Raw genomic sequence first — 16,692 nt, forward strand, 5'->3', positions numbered from 1 at the left:
CGGGCCACCCGGGTTCCCCGTTCGGAAAGGCTTGGTCGCGCGCATGAAGCCACGGCTCACCGTCGTCATCCCGGTGCACCGCACCGCAGGGCCCCTGTGGCACACCGAGGAGTGCCTGGAGTCGGTCGCGGCGCAGACCCCGGCCGCGCTGGATGTGGTGATGGTGGACGGCGCGCCCGAACCGGACGGGCCCGGTGCCACGCTGGCCCGCCGTTTCACCGCCCGCGACCCGCGCTTCCGCCTGGTCCGCGCCGCCGGGGCGGGACCCGGTGCGGCCCGTAACGCCGGGGCCCGGCACGCCTATCCGGACACGCCGTACCTCGCCTTCCCCGGGCCCGACGGCGTCCTGCTGCCGCGCGCGTACGAGGAGCTGCCGGCGCTGCTCGACGCATCCGGCGCGGACCTGGCGACCGGGGGCGTCCGGCTGCTCGGGGCGGACGGGCGGCCCGCGGCGCGGCAACCGGACGCCCGGACCGGCGCGTCCCGTACCCACATCGCCGAGGACCGGACGCTGTTGTCCGACACGCCCGCGGCCAACAAGGTGTTCCGGCGCGCCTTCTGGGACCGTCACCACCTCGCCTTCCCCGAGGGCGGCACCTGCGACGACGCGACGGTGACGCTGCCCGCCCACTTCCTCGCCGACGCGGTGGACGTGCTGCGCGCCCCCGTCTGCCGTCTGCGGACGCCCGGCGGCGGGGACCGGCCGCTGCCGGACGAGCGGGCGGTCGCCGAGCGGTTCGCGGCGCTCGCCCAGGTCGGGGAGTTCCTGGCCGACCCGGCGCGCACCCGGGGGGTGCCGTGCCGCGCGGAGTACGACCGGGCGCAGCTCACCGAGGGGCTGCACGATCTCGTCGAGGCGCTGCCCGCCGCCGCGCCGGAGGTCCGCACCGCGTTCGTGGAGCACGCCCGCGCCTACCTCTCCCGGGTCGATCCGCGGCTGATGGCCGCGCTCCCGGTGGAGACGCGGATGCTCTGGTACCTCGTACGGGCCGGGCGGCCGGACAATCTGCTACGGCTGCTGGCGTACCGGCGGCGGCAGGCGACGGCGTTCCTGGTGACCGGGGTGCCGCTGCGCCGCCGGGCCGCGCTGCCGCTGGCCCCGCCGCTGCGGCTGCCGTCCGCCGTCACCCGGCTGGGCCGCGACGACTTCCCCGTACGGGCGCACGTCCAGGAGGTGGTCTGGCGCGACGGGCTGCTGCATCTGCGGGGCTACGCGTACATCCGCAACCTCGGTGCGCCGCACCGCCACAGCTATCTGGGGACGCTGGTGCTGGCGCAGGGACGGCGGCGGATCGTGCTGCCGCTGCGGCCGGTGGAGTCGGCCCGGGCGACCGCCGAATCCGGTCAGGAGCTGCACTGTTACGACTGGTCGGGGTTCGAGGTGGTGCTCGATCCGCGGCGGCTGCGGCGGATCGGCCGCTGGCAGGACGGCGACTGGCGGGTCACCGTCACGCTCACCGCGGCGGGCATGGTGCGCATCTCCGGGCTGCGCCCTCCGGAGTCCGGTTCCGGCACCTCGCCGCGCACCTACGACACCGGGGAGGGCGTACGGGTCACGCCCCGGTACGCGGACGGGCTGCTGCGGCTGACCGTGGAGCGGATCGGCTACCGGCTGACCGCCCGGGAGACGACGGGCGGCGCACTCTGCCTGACGGTCGCCGCCCCGCCCGGCGCCGCCGCCCCCACCGCGCTGCGGCTGACGGATACGGAAACCGGGGCGGTGGTGTCGTTCCCGGCGGTCCCGCCGCCCGAGGAGGCCACGGCGGAGCGCCCGGAAGGGGAGCCCGAGGAGGCCACGGCGGGACACCCGGAAGAGGAGCCCGAGGGGGGCGTGCGGGAGGCGGGAGGCGCCCCTGACCTGAGCACCGGGGGCGCCCCTGACAGGGAGGGGGTGAGCGCCCCCGGCGAGGAGGGCGGCCACGCGCCGTCACCGGAGGCGCCGCCCGCCGCTGGCCCGGACGCCGGGCACGGGCACGGGCCCGAGGGCGAGGAGGCCCCTGGTCCGGAGGCCGAGCGCGCCGCTGCCCCGGACACCGGCCGCGCCACCGCCCCGGACGCCCCGCACGCTGCGGCCCCGGGCGCCGGGCACGGCCCCGAAGGCGCGGACGCCACCGCCCCGGGCGCCGCTCCCTCACCCCCCTGGAAGCCCCGTCGTCCCGCCCCCGGACACACCGTCCGGGTCCTGCCCGACGCGCTCGCGGCCGCCCGCCCCGTACCGGACGACGGCGGCACACACCACGGCGCCCCCGGGGACACCGCACCCCACGCCCCGGCCCACTCCAGCACCTGGGAAGCCGCCCTCGCCCTCCCCGGCGGCGCCACCGCCCTCATCGCCTGTTCGCCCACGCTGGCGCCCCTCGCGCTGCCGCCGGTGCGGGGCCGGGAGCTGGTCGCCGCGGGCACCGCCGCCGGGCATCTGGTGGTGCACGACCGCGTCCCGCAGCCCTACGCCGACCGCGTCGTGTGGCGGGTCGACGGGACGTTGCTGCTGGCCGGGACGCTGCCCGCCGCCGCGCCGCCCGCCACCGAGCTGGTCCTCGCCCACACCGCGCACGCCGCCGAGTGGGCCTTCCCCGTCACGCACGACGGGGAGCGGTTCCACTGCGCGCTGCCGCTGGCCGCGCTGCCCTCGCCCGGGGGGCCGCTGCCGTTGCCCGCCGGGCACTGGGCGCTGCGGCTGCGGGCGGTGGGCGGCACCACCCCGGACGTGCCGGTCCGGTTCGCGCCGTCCGTCCTCGACGGGCTGCCCGCCTCCCGCGCGGTCCGCGGCAAGCCGTTCACCCTCGACCGGCGCGACCACGACGAGGTGTTCCTCGCCACCGGGGCGACGCTGCCGGTCACCGACCGGGGACCGTACCGGCGGCGGGTGCTGCGCGAGACGCACTACCCGCTGCACCGCGGCCGCCCGCTGCGCGACGCGATCCTCTACAGCAGCTTCGGCGGCCGCGCCTACGGCGACTCGCCGCGCGCCGTCCACGAGGAGCTGGTCCGCCGGGGCATCGGCGCGGAGCACCTGTGGGCGGTACGCGACGGACAGACCGCCGTGCCGGACACCGCGCGCGCCGTCGTCGTGGGCAGCGCCGAGTGGCACGGCGCGCTGGCGCACAGCCGCTGGGTGGTCGCCAACACCCAGCTGCCGGGCTTCTTCCGCCGCCGTCAGGGCCAGCTCGTCGTCCAGACCTGGCACGGCACGCCGCTGAAGCGGATCGGCGCGGATTCGGCGGGCTCCCACAGGCCGTCGCATCCGGAGGCAGCCCGCCAGTGGAGCGTGCTGCTGTCGCCCAACGCGCACAGCACGCCCGTCCTGCGGGAGGCGCTCGGCTTCCCCGGGGAGCCGCTGGAGAGCGGGCTGCCGCGCACCGACGCGTTCTTCGCGCCGGACCGCGCGGAGCGCGCCGCGGCGGTCCGCGCCCGGCTCGGCGTCGACGACGGCCGCACCGTCGTCCTGTACGCCCCGACCGTCCGGGGCCACCTCGCCTACGACCGCCACCACCACCGGCTGCATCTGCCGCTGGACCTGGACGCGGCCCGGCGGGCGCTCGGCGACGACCACGCGCTGCTGGTCCGCGGGCATCCGCTGGTCGCCGACCGGCTCCCGGCCCGCCACGCGCCCTTCGCCGTCGACGTCACCGCGTACCCGGACGCCACCGATCTGCTGCTCGCCGCGGATGTGCTGGTCACCGACTACTCGTCGCTCGCCGCCGACTTCGCGAACACCGGCCGCCCGATGCTGTTCCTCACCCCCGACCTGCCGTACTACCGCGACACGCTGCGCGGGTTCACCGTCGACTTCGAGGCGGTGGCGCCCGGACCGCAGCTCGGCTCCACCGGTGAGCTGATCGACGCGCTGGGCGATCTGGATGCGGTCGCGCGGGCGGGCTCCGGGGCGTACGGGCGGTTCCGGGAGGCGTTCTGCCACCGCGACGACGGGGCGGCCGCGGCGCGCGCCGCGGATCTGGTGCTGCGGTGAGCGGAGGTGTCCGGCGATGGTCGGGCCGATGGAGGTTTGGCGGATACCGGCATCGGACGGCGGGCTCGTCGTTACCTCGGATGCGGGCGTTCCGCCCGCGCCAAGCGCCCGCCAACACCGGATGTCCCACCCATTAACGGACGGCAATGACACGGAAAACCCCGGCAGCGGGCGCAACCGCGCAGCGGGAATCCCCCTCTGAAGCAGAGACAGAGGAGACCGGAGCCCGCTCGCGCACAGAGATGCCGTCGACACGGAATGTAGATGTAGTGACTGTGACAGAAGCCCTTGAGCCATCGCCGGGGCCCACCCTCACTCCGGCAGCGCAGATCAGCATCGTCGTCATCGCCTTCAACGATGTCGCCCATGTCGCCCAGGCCGTGCGCTCCGCGCTGGCCCAGGAGACGGCCGGCGCCGCCGTCGAGGTGATCGCGGTGGACGACGCCTCCACCGACGGCACCGGCGCCGCCCTGGACGCCCTGGCCCGCGAGCACCCGCGGCTGCGGGTGCTGCACCGCGCCGAGAACAGCGGCGGCTGCGGCACCCCCCGCAACGACGGGCTGCGCGCCGCCACCGGCCGCTTCGTGATGTTCCTGGACAGCGACGACGTGCTGCCGCCGGGCGCCGCCCCGGCGCTGCTGCGCGCCGCGCTCGCCGAGGACGCGCCGGTGGCGTCCGGCGCCTGCGTCCGCCGGGAGCTCCCGGCCCGCCGCGATGTGCCCTGGCAGCCGGCGCTCTACCGCGACCGCGCCGTGCACACCGCGCCGGGCGCCAGCCCTCAGCTGGTGCGCGACACCCTGTGCGTCAACAAGCTCTACGACCGGGCGTTCCTCGCCGAGCACGCCATCGTCTTCCCCGAGGGCCGCTTCACCTACGAGGACTTCGTGTTCACCGCGCGGGTCCTGGCGGCCGCGCCGCGGCTGGTGACGATCCCCGACAGCGTCTACATCTGGCACGTCCGCCGCGCCGCCGCCCGCCAGTCGATCTCCCTGGACCGCAAGGCCGTCACCAACTGGCAGGCCCGCATCGACGCGCACCGCGACAGCGTGGCGATCCTCCGCGACGCCGGGCGTACGGAGCTGGCGCGGGCCGCGCGGACCAAGTTCCTCGACCACGACCTGCGGATGTACGTCCGCGAGCTGCACACCCGGGACGCCGCCTACCGCGCGGAGTGGTGGCGGCTGACCCGCGCCTACCTGGACGGTTTCGACGAGGCCGAGATGCTCGCGGCGCGGGCGCCCGCCCGCTGGCTGGCCCGGGTCGTGCTGGCGGCGCCCGAGCCGCCCGCGGAACTGGACCGGCTGACGCAGCTGGCGGCGCGCCCCGGCCGGCTGCTGCCGCCGTACGCCCGGGACGGTGCCGGGCACCCGGTGTGGTCGCCGGAGCTGGAGCAGGTCGAGCTGGACGCGCTCGACTCCAAGCCCACCCACCGGCTGCCGGTGACGATCGACGCGGAGCCGGTCATCGGCCGCCGTGGCGTGCTGCGGCTGCGGGTGTACGAGATGTACGGGCGGCTGGCCGCGGCCGGGCCGGTCTCCGTCGACGTGGAGTGGCGGCGCCGGGCCGACGACCGGCGTGGCCCGGTGCAGACCGCCACGCTGACGCCCGGCCCGGAGGAGACCTGGACCGCCGAGGTGGCCCTGGATCTGACGGCGCTCGCCGACCTCGGGCCGGTCGCCGACACCGGGCCGGTGGCCTGGGACCTGGTGGCGCAGGTGCACTGCGCCGACGGCTCCGGCTTCCGCGCCTCGCTGCGCGCGAGCGGCCCGGGGCTGCGCCGCCGGGTGCTGCTCAGCCGCCGCCACGCCGTGCTGCTGGTGCAGCCGTACGCGACGACCGGCGGGGCACTGGCGCTGCGGGTCGCGGCCGGGGTGCGCAGCGTGTGGCGGATCGCGGCGGCCCGGCTGCGCCGCTGAGCTCCCCCGGTCTTTTCCCCTCCCACCCTAGGATTGGCGCCATGACTTACTTGATCACGGGCGGTGCCGGGTACATCGGCGCCCACGTCGTACGGGCCCTGCGGCAGGCCGGGGAGTCCGCCGAGCGGCCTCGCGTGGTCGTACTGGACGACCTGACGACGGGGGTCCCCGCCCGGCTCCCCGAGGACGTGCCGCTGATCGTCGGCTCGACCCTGGACCGGGCGCTGCTGGACCGCACCATCGCCGAGCACGGCGTGACGGATGTGGTGCATCTGGCGGCGAAGAAGCAGGTCGCCGAGTCGGTGGAAATGCCGCTGCACTACTACCGCGAGAACGTCCACGGTCTGCAGACGCTGCTGGAGGCGATGGCCGCCGGGGGCGTGGGCCGTCTGGTGTTCTCCTCGTCCGCCGCGGTGTACGGCATGCCGGACGTCGACCTCGTCACCGAGGACACGCCGTGCGTGCCGATCAACCCGTACGGCGAGACCAAGCTCGTCGGGGAGTGGATGGTCCGCGCGGCGGGCAAGGCGCACGGCATCAGCACCGCCTGCCTGCGCTACTTCAACGTCGCGGGTGCGGCCACCCCGGAGCTGGCCGACACCGGGGTCTTCAACATCGTGCCGATGGTGTTCGAGAAGCTCACCGAGGGTGCCGCGCCGCGGATCTTCGGCGACGACTACGACACCCCGGACGGCACCTGCATCCGCGACTACATCCATGTCGCGGACCTCGCCGACGCGCATGTCGTGGCCGCGCAGAAGCTCGCCGAGCACGGCCCGGTGCGGGATCTGACGCTCAACATCGGCCGCGGTGAGGGCGTGTCGGTGCGCGAGATGGTCGACCTGATCACGGAGCTGACCGGGCACTCCGGGATCACCGCCGAGGTGACGCCGCGGCGGCCCGGCGACCCGGCGCGGGTGGTCGCCGCCGCCGACCGGATCGCCGCCGAGCTGGGCTGGAAGGCGCACCACGACGTCCGCAACATGATCACGTCGGCGTGGGCGGGCTGGCAGCACCACCACCCCGAGGCGCGCTGAGACACACACGAGGCGCCCCGCACCGGAACGAACCGGTGCGGGGCGCCTCGTCGTACGGGCCCGCTCAGCGCTCCAGGAAGGCGAAGAGGTCTTCCCAGCGGCGGGTGATGCGGTCGGTGGAGTAGCGCTGGACGTTCTCCCGGGCGGCGGTGCCGAGCCGGTCGCGCAGCTCCTGGTCGGTCAGCAGGGTCTCCAGGTGGGCGGCGAGTTCGTTGATGTTGCCGGGCTGGGCCAGCAGACCGTCCTCGCCGTCGCCGACGATCTCGTGGACGCCGGGCGCGCAGTCGAACGCCACGCACGGCACCGCCGCGGCCATCGCCTCCATCAGCGACAGCGGGAAGCCCTCGGCGCGCGACGACTGGGCGAAGACCGCGGCGCCGCGCAGCGCCTCCGGCACGTCGTCGGTGCGGCCCATGAACTCCACCGACCGCTCCAGCCCCAGCGCCTCCCGCTGCTTGAGCAGCAGCTCCTCGTCCTCGCCGGAGCCGTAGATGCGCAGCAGCCAGTCCGGGTGGCGGGGCGCGACCAGGGCCCAGGTGTCGAGGAGCAGGTCGACGCCTTTCTCGTCGGAGAGCCGCCCGATGCTGGCGACGACCTTCTCCGTACGGGCCGAGGGGACGTCCGGCATGACGGGCAGCGGGTTCGGCATGAAGTCGGCGTTGTCCATACCGGCCCGGATCCACAGGTCGGCGTCCTCACGGGTGAGGGCGAGGAGCCGGTCGACGTCGGCGTAGTACCGCTGGACGCGGCCGAAGCGGGAGGAGGCGCGGCAGGCGGTGAACGACTCGTGGCTCATGCCGATCACCGGCATCCCGGCGGTGTCGGCGAGCGTCACCCACTCCATGGCCCACACCTGGGTGCAGATGACGATGCCGCCGGGGCGGGCGGTGGCGAAGCGGGCGGAGAGCCGGTCGGCCGCCCCCCGCATCCCGGCCTCCTTCGCGGCGCGGCGGCGCCGCTCGGCGAGGTTGAGGCGGCCCTTGACGCCGCGCGCCGGGCCGGCCTTCGGCGGGTGCTCGGTGTAGAGGGTTTCGGTGGGGTAGGGCAGCTCTCCGAGGTCGGCGCGGAGTTCCGGGGCTGCCGGGACGATGCCGATGATGTGCGGCCGGTGGCCGCGCTCCGCGAAGAGCCGGGCCATCTGGTGGGTCCAGGTGGTCACCCCGCCCATCTCGTCGGTGTTGTTGCAGACGAAGTAGATGTCGCGGCCGGTCACTTGGCGTCTCCTTCGCGCTCCGCGGTGCCGAAGAACCGGTCGACGACGCGGCGGGCCGCGTCCCCCCGGTCGTACTCGCCGTAGGTGGCGGTGAACCGCTGCCGGGCCTTGCGGTGTTCGGCGTCCGCGGACTTGAGGCGGTCGAGGGCGTCGAAGAGTTCGTCCTCGGTCTCGACGAACGGGCCGGGCGCGGTGGCCTTGAGGTCGAAGTAGGTGCCGCGGGCCTCGTTCGCGTACTCGTCGTAGTCGTGGGCGTAGAAGACCATCGGCCGGTCGAGGAGGGCGTAGTCGAACATCACCGAGGAGTAGTCGGTGATGAGGCCGTCGGCCAGCTCCATCAGCGGGGTGATGTCGTGGTGGTCGGTGACGTCGATGACCGTGCCGCGTACGGACGGCGGCAGCACCACGTGGTTGAGGTAGTGCGACCGGATCAGCAGGACGTAGCGGTCGCCGAAGCGGGAGGCGAACTCGTCGACGTCGAAGGGGAGCTCAAAGCCCTTGACCTGGCCGTTCGGGGCGGCGCGGAAGGTGGGGGCGTAGAGCAGGACCGTCTTGTCGGCGGGGATGCCGAGTGCGGCGGCGAGCGGGCCGCGGGTGCGGGTGCCGGACGCCTCCTCGGCGCGGCGGGCGGCGACCAGCGCGTCGTTGCGCGGGTAGCCGGTGCGCAGCAGCACCTCGGGGCGGAGCCGGAAGGCGCGGGCGAGGGTGCGCTCGTCGTGCTCGGAGCGGATCAGGAAGTGGTCGAAGCGGTCGAGGACCTCCTGGTAGGCGTCCTTCGCGGCGCGCGGCTGGAGCCGCAGCCGGGGCTCGTCGAAGCCCATCCGCTTGAGCGCCGAGCCGTGCCAGGTCTGGACGTAGGTGGTCTCGGGGCGCTTGGTGAGCTTGAGCGGGTAGCCCTGGTTGTCGATCCAGAACTCCGCCTGGGCCAGCGCCCGCAGATACGGCCAGCTCCAGCGCTTGACGAGGGTGGCGTCCTCGGGGAAGCCGTCGGGCTTCTTCCCGGCGTAGCTCCACACCGCCTCGAACTCGACGCCCTGGCGGCGCATCTCCTCGTAGATCGCGCGGGGGCTGTCGCTGTACTGCTTGCCGAGGTGGCTCTCGAAGACGACGAGGCCCTTGCGGAGCGGGAGCTTGCTGAACACCTCGTGGTAGACGCGGAGTTTGGTCTCGCCGGAGTTCAGCTCCCGCTTGGCCTTGCGGGCCTTGCGGATACCGGTCTTGGCGAGGGCGGCGGCGGGGCTGCGCAGCGCCTCGCCGAGCAGCTTCTGGGTGGAGCGGGTGGCGCGGCTCTCGGCGCGCAGTACGAAGGTGAGGTGACCGCGCTTGGAGGGGGCGGGCTCGACGCGGTCGGAGACGAGGCGGGTCAGCCGGGGCCGGATGCGCAGGGCGCGCGCCGCGTCGAGGTCGACGCCGCCGACGGTCATCCGGGTGCGGGTGATCTCGCCGTCGGCGTCCAGGATCAGCCGGACGTCCCAGACCGCGTCGATCACACCGAGCGGGCGCAGCTTGCGGGCGAGGTCCAGCTCGGCGTCCCACCGGACCTGGTCGCCGTCGAGCCACAGGGTGCGCAGCGGGAAGGAGAAGGTCTGCAGGCTGCGGCGGCGGGCCTTCAGCTCGATGCGGCCGCGCAGCGGGGTGGCGGGGGTCAGCGCCCCGAGCGGGTTGACGACGGAGCCGGACAGCTCGACGGTGCCGCGGCCGTCGTCGGTGTAGCCGGTGAGCTGGTTGCGGAGGAAGAGCTTGCCGAGCGGGCGGGTGTGGTAGCCGGCGTCGGTGACGTCGAGGACGCGGCGGCCCTCGGGGTCGTCGAGGTGGCGGTCGGTCCAGTAGATGCGGCCGTCACGCTCGGTGAGCGGGGTGGAGAGCTTGTCGCGGTTGATGAGGGTGTCCACGGCGGGCATCAGCGCCGTCCAGTCCTCCTTGCCGAGGAGGTAGGCGCAGATGGCCTGTATCGGCTGGACGCGCTCGTACGCCTCGGGGGCGATCCCGGCGAGGTAGCCGTTGGCCATCTCGGCGAATTCGCGGCGGTAGCCCTCGTCGAGCAGCGGCAGATCCCGCAGGTGCAGCACGAGATCGTGCTTGAGGAATTTGACGTCCTTGTGGAACTTCAGGTCGTCCAGGCCCTCGGCGGCGAGGAGTTCGTCGACGCGCCGGTGGATTTCCATGCGGTGCGCGAAGTTGGCGATTTCGTGGCGCCGATTGCTGATCGACTTCGTGGCCGCCTTCTCGAAGACGTTCCAGAAGTAGACGTGATTGGGGATCAGCGTGATGCGGCGGGCGGCGACGTATGCCTGCGCGGAGAAGAGCAGATCCTCGTAGTGGATGCCGACGGGGAATTCCAGTCCGGCTTCGCGGAGGAATGCGCGGCGGTAGCACTTGTTGGTCGACAGGGTGTCGAAGACCAGCAGATCGGGGAGTTCGGAGATCGATTCGAGGGTGCGGGTCCGGGCGTAGAGCCACGGGTACCACTCGACGGTCTTCTTGGTGCGGGTGTCGGCGTGGACCCGCACGCACATGCCGGATACCAGGTCGGCGCCGGTGCGCTCGGCGGCGTCGAGCATGTTGCGGCAGGCGTTGGGCTCCAGGACGTCGTCGCTGTCGAGGAACATCACGTACGTGCCGCGGGCGTGCGCGACGCCGTGGTTGCGCGGGGCGCCGCAGCCGCCGCTGTTCTCCGGCAGCTGGAGCGCGCGGACCTTGCCGGGGTGGGCGGCGGCCAGTTCCTGCGCGACGGCGAACGATCTGTCCGTGCTGCAGTCGTCGACGATGACCACTTCGACACCGTGCAGCGTCTGGTCCACGGCGGACCGGACGGCGGTCGGCAGTCGTTCTGCGTCGTTGTAGACGATCACGACTACGGAGACGTCAGGCACGGGCACCCCTATCCTCTGTTTCCTTTGCCGTACGAGCCATCAAAACTACCGCGCCGGGCCGCTCGCGCCGTGGCACACGGGACGGGCAACGGCGGTAATTCCTACGGTTATTCGTGCGCCGAACCACCCGTCCGTGGCATGACCACGGGCGGATCACCCGACGGCGGCGTCCCCCGGCGGCGGCTCTCCGCGCCCCGGACGACCCGGCACTTCTTCTGTGTAGAGGCGCGCCGCGCCGGTCCGGTTCCGCCGCCCGCCGTGAGGTGGCCCACCCGCGCGGACGCCCGTACGCGTACATCGAAGGCGTTCGGCGGCTACGTACGGCGGTTCCGCGAAACTGCCGACATGCCCGTTCTTCACCCAGTATGTAATGAGGGCCACAGAACTTTCAGGTAACGGACGGCAACCCTTTCCGGTGAACTCCAGTCATATAACTGGCGTCGAAATGCCTCCCGCAGAGGCATTTCCCGCTTTCCGTGCTCGACCCGTCACGAGGAGTAGTCGCCACATGTCCGAGGAAGTCATCGGTTCCGCACCCCGCTTCAGCGTCATCGTGCCCGTGTACAAGGTGCAGGGTTACCTGCGGGAGTGCCTGGATTCGGTGCTGTCGCAGGATTTCGCCGACTTCGAGGTGATCGCGGTCGACGACCGCTCGCCCGACGGCTGCGGCGCGATCCTGGACGAGTACGCGGCCCGCGACACGCGGGTGACGGCCGTGCACCGCGCGGAGAACGGCGGCATCGGCCAGGCGCGCAACACCGGTGTGGAGCGGGCCCGCGGTGACTATCTGCTCTTCCTCGACAGCGACGACACCTTCGCGCCCGGCGCGTTCCGGGCGATGGCCGACCGCCTCGTGCAGACCTCGGACCCGGAGATCCTGCTCTTCGACCACGTCCGTACGTACTGGTGGGACAAGGTCCAGCCGAGTGCCAGCGGTGAGCTGCTGGCGCAGACGGGCACCGAGACCTTCCGCCCGGCCGACCACCTGGAGTCCCTCAACCTCTTCGCGGTCGTCTGGAACCGCGCCTTCCGCCGCGACTTCTTCACCGGCAACGGCTTCGCCTTCACCGACGGCGTCTACGAGGACGCGCTCATGGTGTACACGACGATGCTGACCGCCGAGACCGCCGGCTGCCTGGACCAGGTCTGTGTGGAGTACCGCCAGCGCCGCCAGGGCAACTCCATGAAGACGCCGGGCCGCACCCACTTCACCATCTTCGAGCAGTACCGCCGCCTCTTCGCCTTCCTCGGCACCCGCCCGGACCTCGACCGCGTCCGCCCGCTGATGTTCGAGCGGATGGTGAGCCACTTCCTCTTCACCTTCGCCCGCGAGAACCGCGTCACCCCGGCCGACCGCCCGGAGTTCTTCCACCGCGCCGCCGCGATGTACCGGTATCTGGAGCCCGCCGGTTTCGTGGTGCCGGCCGGCCTCGACGGCGCGAAGTACCAGGCGCTGCGGCGCGGCTCGTACCCCGCCTTCCAGGCGCTGAAGCTCGTCAACGGCGCCCGCGTCTCGGGGCGCGACCGGCTGCGCAAGGCCCGCCGCACCCTGGGCAAGCAGGCGTTCCAGCGCTTCTACCAGCTCCAGCTGCGCCGCCCGGTGGACGAGAATCTCGCGGTCTACTCCGCCTACTGGAACCGCACCCCCGCCTGCAACCCGCTCGCCGTCTACGAGAAGGCGAAGGAGCTGGCGCCGCACGTGCACGGCGTCTGGGTGATCCGTAAGGGCGCGGAGGACACCGTCCCCGCCGGGGTGGATTTCGTCGTGGCGAACTCCCCGCGCTACTGGGAGGTGATGGCCCGCGCCAAGTACCTGATCAACAACGTCAACTTCGCCGGGGACATCGTCAAGCGCCCCGAGCAGGTGCACCTCCAGACCCACCACGGCACGCCGCTGAAGCGGATGGGCATCGACCAGCAGAAGTACCCGGCCGCCGCCAAGGGCATGAGCATGCGCAAGCTCCTGGAGCGCGCCGACCGCTGGGACCTCTCCCTCACCTCCAACCAGCACTCCGCCGAGCAGTGGGAGCGGGTCTACCCGTGCGCCTTCCGCTCGCTCGACGCCGGCTACCCGCGCAACGACGTCTACTACCGCGCCACCGCCGAGGACGTCCTCGCGATCCGTGACCGCCTGGGCATCGCCCCCGGTCGCACCGCGGTGCTCTACGCGCCGACGGTCCGCGACTACCAGGCCGGATACGTGCCGCGGATGGACCTGGAGCGCGTCACCCACGAGCTGGGCGAGGACGTCGTCCTGCTGGTGCGCACCCACTACTTCTACGGCGCGGACCCCCGGCTCGTGGAACTCCAGGAGCGCGGCGCGCTGATCGACGTCTCCACGTACCCGGTCGTCGAGGACCTGTGCCTGGCCGCCGACGCGCTGATCACGGACTACTCGTCGATCATGTTCGACTACGCCAACCTCGACCGGCCGATCCTCACCTACGCCGACGACTGGGACGTCTACGTCCGCTCCCGCGGCGTCACCTTCGACCTGCTGTCCGGCGAGCCGGGCGAGACGCCGGGCGTCATCGCCACGAACGAGGACGAGTTGATCGACGCGTTCCGCAGCGGCCGCTGGGACGGCGCCGAGGCCACCGCGCTGCGCGCCGCCTTCCGCGCCCGCTTCTGCCAGTGGGACGACGGGCACGCGGCGGAACGCGTGGTGCGCGCGCTCTTCCTGGGCCAGGGCCCGAAGCCCGCGGCGCTGCCGCTCGCCGAGCGCACGGTGGCGCCTTCGCCGCGGGCGGCGGTCGCCGCGGTGCCGGGGGCAGTCAGCGTGCCGACGGCTGAGGTCTCGGCCGCGGATGTGGAGTTGGCCGGCTGAGCTTTCGCCGGGAGAGGTCCGGCTGAGCTTTCGCCGGGGAGGTGGGGGAGGCGGCGCCCCTACCTCCCTCCACCCAACGCCCCCGTCACCGCATCCGCCAGCTCGTCCAGGTACCCGTCCGGCAACGTGTCGCGGGCGACCACCAGCCGCCAGTACAGCGGCCCCGTCATGAGGTCCAGCGCCAGCCGCCCGTCGGCGTCCGCGGGCAGTTCGCCGCGCTCGACCGCGCGGGCCACCATCGCCGCCGCCATGCCCTCCTGGCTGTCGTGGAGCGCGGCCTTCAGCGCGTCCGCCAGCTCCGGGCTGCGGGCCGCCTCGGCCAGCAGGTCCGGGATGATCTGCGAGGCCATCGGGTGGCGCAGCGCCCGCGCGGCCACCTCCAGGAGCATCCGTACATCGCTGCGGAGCGTGCCCGTGTCGGGCGTCGGCAACCCCTCGGCAGCCAGCGCCGAGACCACGTCCAGCACCAGATGGAGCTTGGAGCGCCACCGCCGGTAGACGGCCGTCTTGCCGACTCCGGCCCGCCGCGCGATGCCCTCGATCGACATCCGGGCGAACCCCACCGCGGCCAGCTCCGCGAAGACCGCGGCCCGGATCGCGGCGGTCTTGTCCTCCCGCAGCACGGCCGCCCCGGCCGGGGCCCGGCGTGCCGTCGCGGACGCGTGGTCGCTGCCGTTCTTTGCCATGGCTTGAGCATAGCGTCACGACGCTACGGTTGCGTCTCGACGTCGCCTCGTCCTAGTCTCGCTCCGACGTCACGACGAAACGGTCCCGTTCCGACGTAGGCGCCGCCGTTCGCCGCCCGTCGTCCGCCGACCGCGTACGCCACCGGCAACCGGCGCCTCCGGCCCCGGACCTCCCGACCCTCCCCGCCGTCCGCCCCGCGCACCCCGTGCGCCGGACCCCGTCGCCCCTCGGCGCGCACCGGACCCGCTCCGCGCCCGTCGGCCCCGTACGAAAGCGGCCCCATGCCCCAGACCCTCGCTCCCCCCGCACCGGCCGGACCGGACACCGCCCGGCTCCCCGGCCCCGGCGCCGCGCCCGATCCGCATCTGCACGATCTGGCCGCCCGCCACGGACTGACGCTCAGCGGCGCCCGCCCGGCCCTGCCGGAGTACACCCGCAGGCTCTGGGCCCGGCGCCACTTCATCGGCACCTTCGCCACCGCCCGGCTCACCGCGCTCTACACCACCGCGCGCCTGGGCCAGCTCTGGCAGGTGATGACGCCGCTGTTCAACGCCGGGGTCTACTACTTGATCTTCGGCATGCTGCTCCACACGGACCGCGGGATCCCCGACTTCATCCCGTTCCTGTGCACCGGCATCTTCGTCTTCACCTTCACCCAGTCCACCGTGCTGGCCGGTACCCGCGCGGTCTCCGGCAGCCTCGGGCTGGTCCGCGCGCTGCACTTCCCGCGCGCCTGCCTGCCGATCGCGTACACCCTGATCCAGCTCCAGCAGCTGATCTTCTCGATGGGGGTGCTCGCCGCCATCGTGCTGCTCTGCGGTGTGCCGCTGACCTGGCACTGGCTGCTGATGGTCCCCGCGCTGCTGCTCCAGTCCGTCTTCAACGCCGGACTCGCGATGATCATGGCGCGGGTCGGCGCCCGCACCACCGACACCGCCCAGCTCATGCCGTTCGTCCTGCGCACCTGGATGTACGTCTCGGGCGTCTTCTACAACCTCTCGGTCTTCACCCAGCACGCCCCGTCGCTCGTCGCGGCGGCCCTGAACGCCAACCCCGCACTGATCTACATCGACCTGATGCGGTACGCCCTGATCGACACCGTCCGCGCCTCCGCGCTGCCCGCCCACGTCTGGCCGATGGCCCTGGGCTGGGCGCTGCTCTCCGGCGCCGTCGGCTATGTCTTCTTCTGGAAGGCGGAGGAGGAGTACGGCCGTGGCTGACCTCACCACGTTCCCCGGCGAAACCACTGGCACGGGCGACGCCTCCGGGCGGCCCGGCACCACACCGGCCCCCGGCGCCCCCGCGCCCGCCGCCGACGGACGCGACGACCGCGTCCCCACCGTCGTCGCCGACCACGTCCACATCGTCTACAAGGTGCACGGCGCGGGCAGCGGCCGCGGCAACGCCGTCTCCGCATTGCGCCGGATCGTCCGCCGCACCACCACCGCCGGGACCCGCGAGGTGCACGCCGTGCGCGGCGTCACCTTCGTCGCCCACAAGGGCGAGGCAATCGGCCTCATCGGCTCCAACGGCTCCGGGAAGTCGACGCTGCTGCGCGCCATCGCCGGACTGCTGCCGCCCGCCTCCGGGCGCGTCTACACCGACGGCCAGCCGTCGCTGCTCGGCGTCAACGCCGCGATGATGAACGACCTGACCGGCGAGAAGAACGTCATCCTCGGCGGCCTCGCCATGGGCATGAGCCGCGAGGAGGTCCGCGCCCGCTACCAGGGCATCGTCGACTTCTCCGGCATCAACGAGAAGGGCGACTTCATCTCCCTGCCGATGCGCACCTACTCCTCCGGCATGGCCGCCCGGCTGCGGTTCTCCATCGCCGCCGCCAAGAACCACGACGTACTGATGATCGACGAGGCGCTGGCCACCGGCGACCGCGCCTTCCAGAAGCGCTCCGAGGCCCGCATCCGCGAACTGCGCGAGGAGGCCGGCACCGTCTTCCTCGTCAGCCACAACAACAAGTCGATCCGCGACACCTGCGACCGCGTCCTGTGGCTGGAGAAGGGCGAACTCGTCATGGACGGCCCGACGGAAGAGGTCGTCTCGGCGTACGAGGCGCACAAGTAGCGCGCCCCCTTGTACGGGCGACGGCCCCGGAGCGAGGTGCTCCGGGGCCGTCGCCGTGCGCGCGGGGCGGGCCCGCCGCGTCAGCCGGGT

The 16,692-nt window shown here is 73.2% G+C and carries 9 protein-coding genes; 6 read left to right on the forward strand and 3 right to left on the reverse strand.

Translation table 11 applies throughout. The features are described 5' to 3' along the window. Nucleotides 1–43: 43 nt before the first annotated feature. From OG422_RS11145 to galE, 3 genes are all read left to right on the forward strand, one after another. Nucleotides 44–3,970 (forward strand): CDP-glycerol glycerophosphotransferase family protein, encoded by a 3,927-nt coding sequence (locus tag OG422_RS11145; RefSeq protein ID WP_405742373.1) that lies wholly within the window; start codon nt 44–46, stop codon nt 3,968–3,970. A gap of 275 nt (nt 3,971–4,245) precedes the next feature. Continuing rightward, a complete protein-coding gene (locus OG422_RS11150; RefSeq protein WP_405742375.1) occupies nt 4,246–5,886 on the forward strand; it encodes a glycosyltransferase family 2 protein in 1,641 nt (546 codons plus the stop codon). A 41-nt stretch (nt 5,887–5,927) separates the two neighbouring features. Further along, complete coding sequence (gene galE / locus OG422_RS11155; protein ID WP_405742377.1) at nt 5,928–6,923, forward strand: UDP-glucose 4-epimerase GalE; 996 nt, start codon at nt 5,928–5,930, stop codon at nt 6,921–6,923. A gap of 64 nt (nt 6,924–6,987) precedes the next feature. Here the strand turns inward: galE and OG422_RS11160 are convergent, their stop codons facing one another. Then, nucleotides 6,988–8,136, reverse strand: a complete 1,149-nt coding sequence (locus tag OG422_RS11160; protein WP_405742379.1) for a glycosyltransferase — start codon at nt 8,134–8,136, stop codon at nt 6,988–6,990. Then, nucleotides 8,133–11,015, reverse strand: coding sequence for a CDP-glycerol glycerophosphotransferase family protein (locus OG422_RS11165; protein WP_405742381.1), 2,883 nt, complete (start codon nt 11,013–11,015; stop codon nt 8,133–8,135). Before OG422_RS11165 ends, OG422_RS11160 begins: the two co-directional genes overlap by 4 nt. A gap of 502 nt (nt 11,016–11,517) precedes the next feature. Between OG422_RS11165 and OG422_RS11170 the strand changes: the two genes are divergently transcribed. Next, entirely contained in the window at nt 11,518–13,836 is a 2,319-nt protein-coding gene (locus OG422_RS11170) for a CDP-glycerol glycerophosphotransferase family protein (RefSeq protein ID WP_405742383.1), read from the forward strand. A gap of 59 nt (nt 13,837–13,895) precedes the next feature. On the opposite strand, the gene OG422_RS11175 is transcribed toward OG422_RS11170, so the two are convergent. Then, nucleotides 13,896–14,522, reverse strand: a complete 627-nt coding sequence (locus tag OG422_RS11175) for a TetR/AcrR family transcriptional regulator (protein ID WP_405742385.1) — start codon at nt 14,520–14,522, stop codon at nt 13,896–13,898. A 282-nt stretch (nt 14,523–14,804) separates the two neighbouring features. Between OG422_RS11175 and OG422_RS11180 the strand changes: the two genes are divergently transcribed. Together OG422_RS11180 and OG422_RS11185 are read left to right on the forward strand one after the other, a co-directional pair. Then, a complete protein-coding gene (locus OG422_RS11180; protein WP_405742387.1) occupies nt 14,805–15,743 on the forward strand; it encodes an ABC transporter permease in 939 nt (312 codons plus the stop codon). Next, entirely contained in the window at nt 15,736–16,602 is an 867-nt protein-coding gene (locus OG422_RS11185; protein WP_405742389.1) for an ABC transporter ATP-binding protein, read from the forward strand. Before OG422_RS11180 ends, OG422_RS11185 begins: the two co-directional genes overlap by 8 nt. The last annotated feature ends 90 nt before the right edge of the window (nt 16,603–16,692 follow it).

Origin of the sequence: Streptomyces sp. NBC_01525 (assembly GCF_045040405.1) — a bacterium.
Lineage (GTDB): Bacteria > Actinomycetota > Actinomycetes > Streptomycetales > Streptomycetaceae > Streptomyces > Streptomyces benahoarensis.

Excerpts from the sequence above, each read along its gene's own strand:
- OG422_RS11145 (WP_405742373.1), top strand. The coding sequence starts at position 44 with ATGAAGCCACGGCTCACCGTCGTCATCCCGGTGCACCGCACCGCAGGG.
- galE (WP_405742377.1), top strand. The coding sequence starts at position 5,928 with ATGACTTACTTGATCACGGGCGGTGCCGGGTACATCGGCGCCCACGTC.
- OG422_RS11170 (WP_405742383.1), top strand. The coding sequence starts at position 11,518 with ATGTCCGAGGAAGTCATCGGTTCCGCACCCCGCTTCAGCGTCATCGTG.
- OG422_RS11175 (WP_405742385.1), bottom strand. The coding sequence starts at position 14,522 with ATGGCAAAGAACGGCAGCGACCACGCGTCCGCGACGGCACGCCGGGCC.
- OG422_RS11180 (WP_405742387.1), top strand. The coding sequence starts at position 14,805 with ATGCCCCAGACCCTCGCTCCCCCCGCACCGGCCGGACCGGACACCGCC.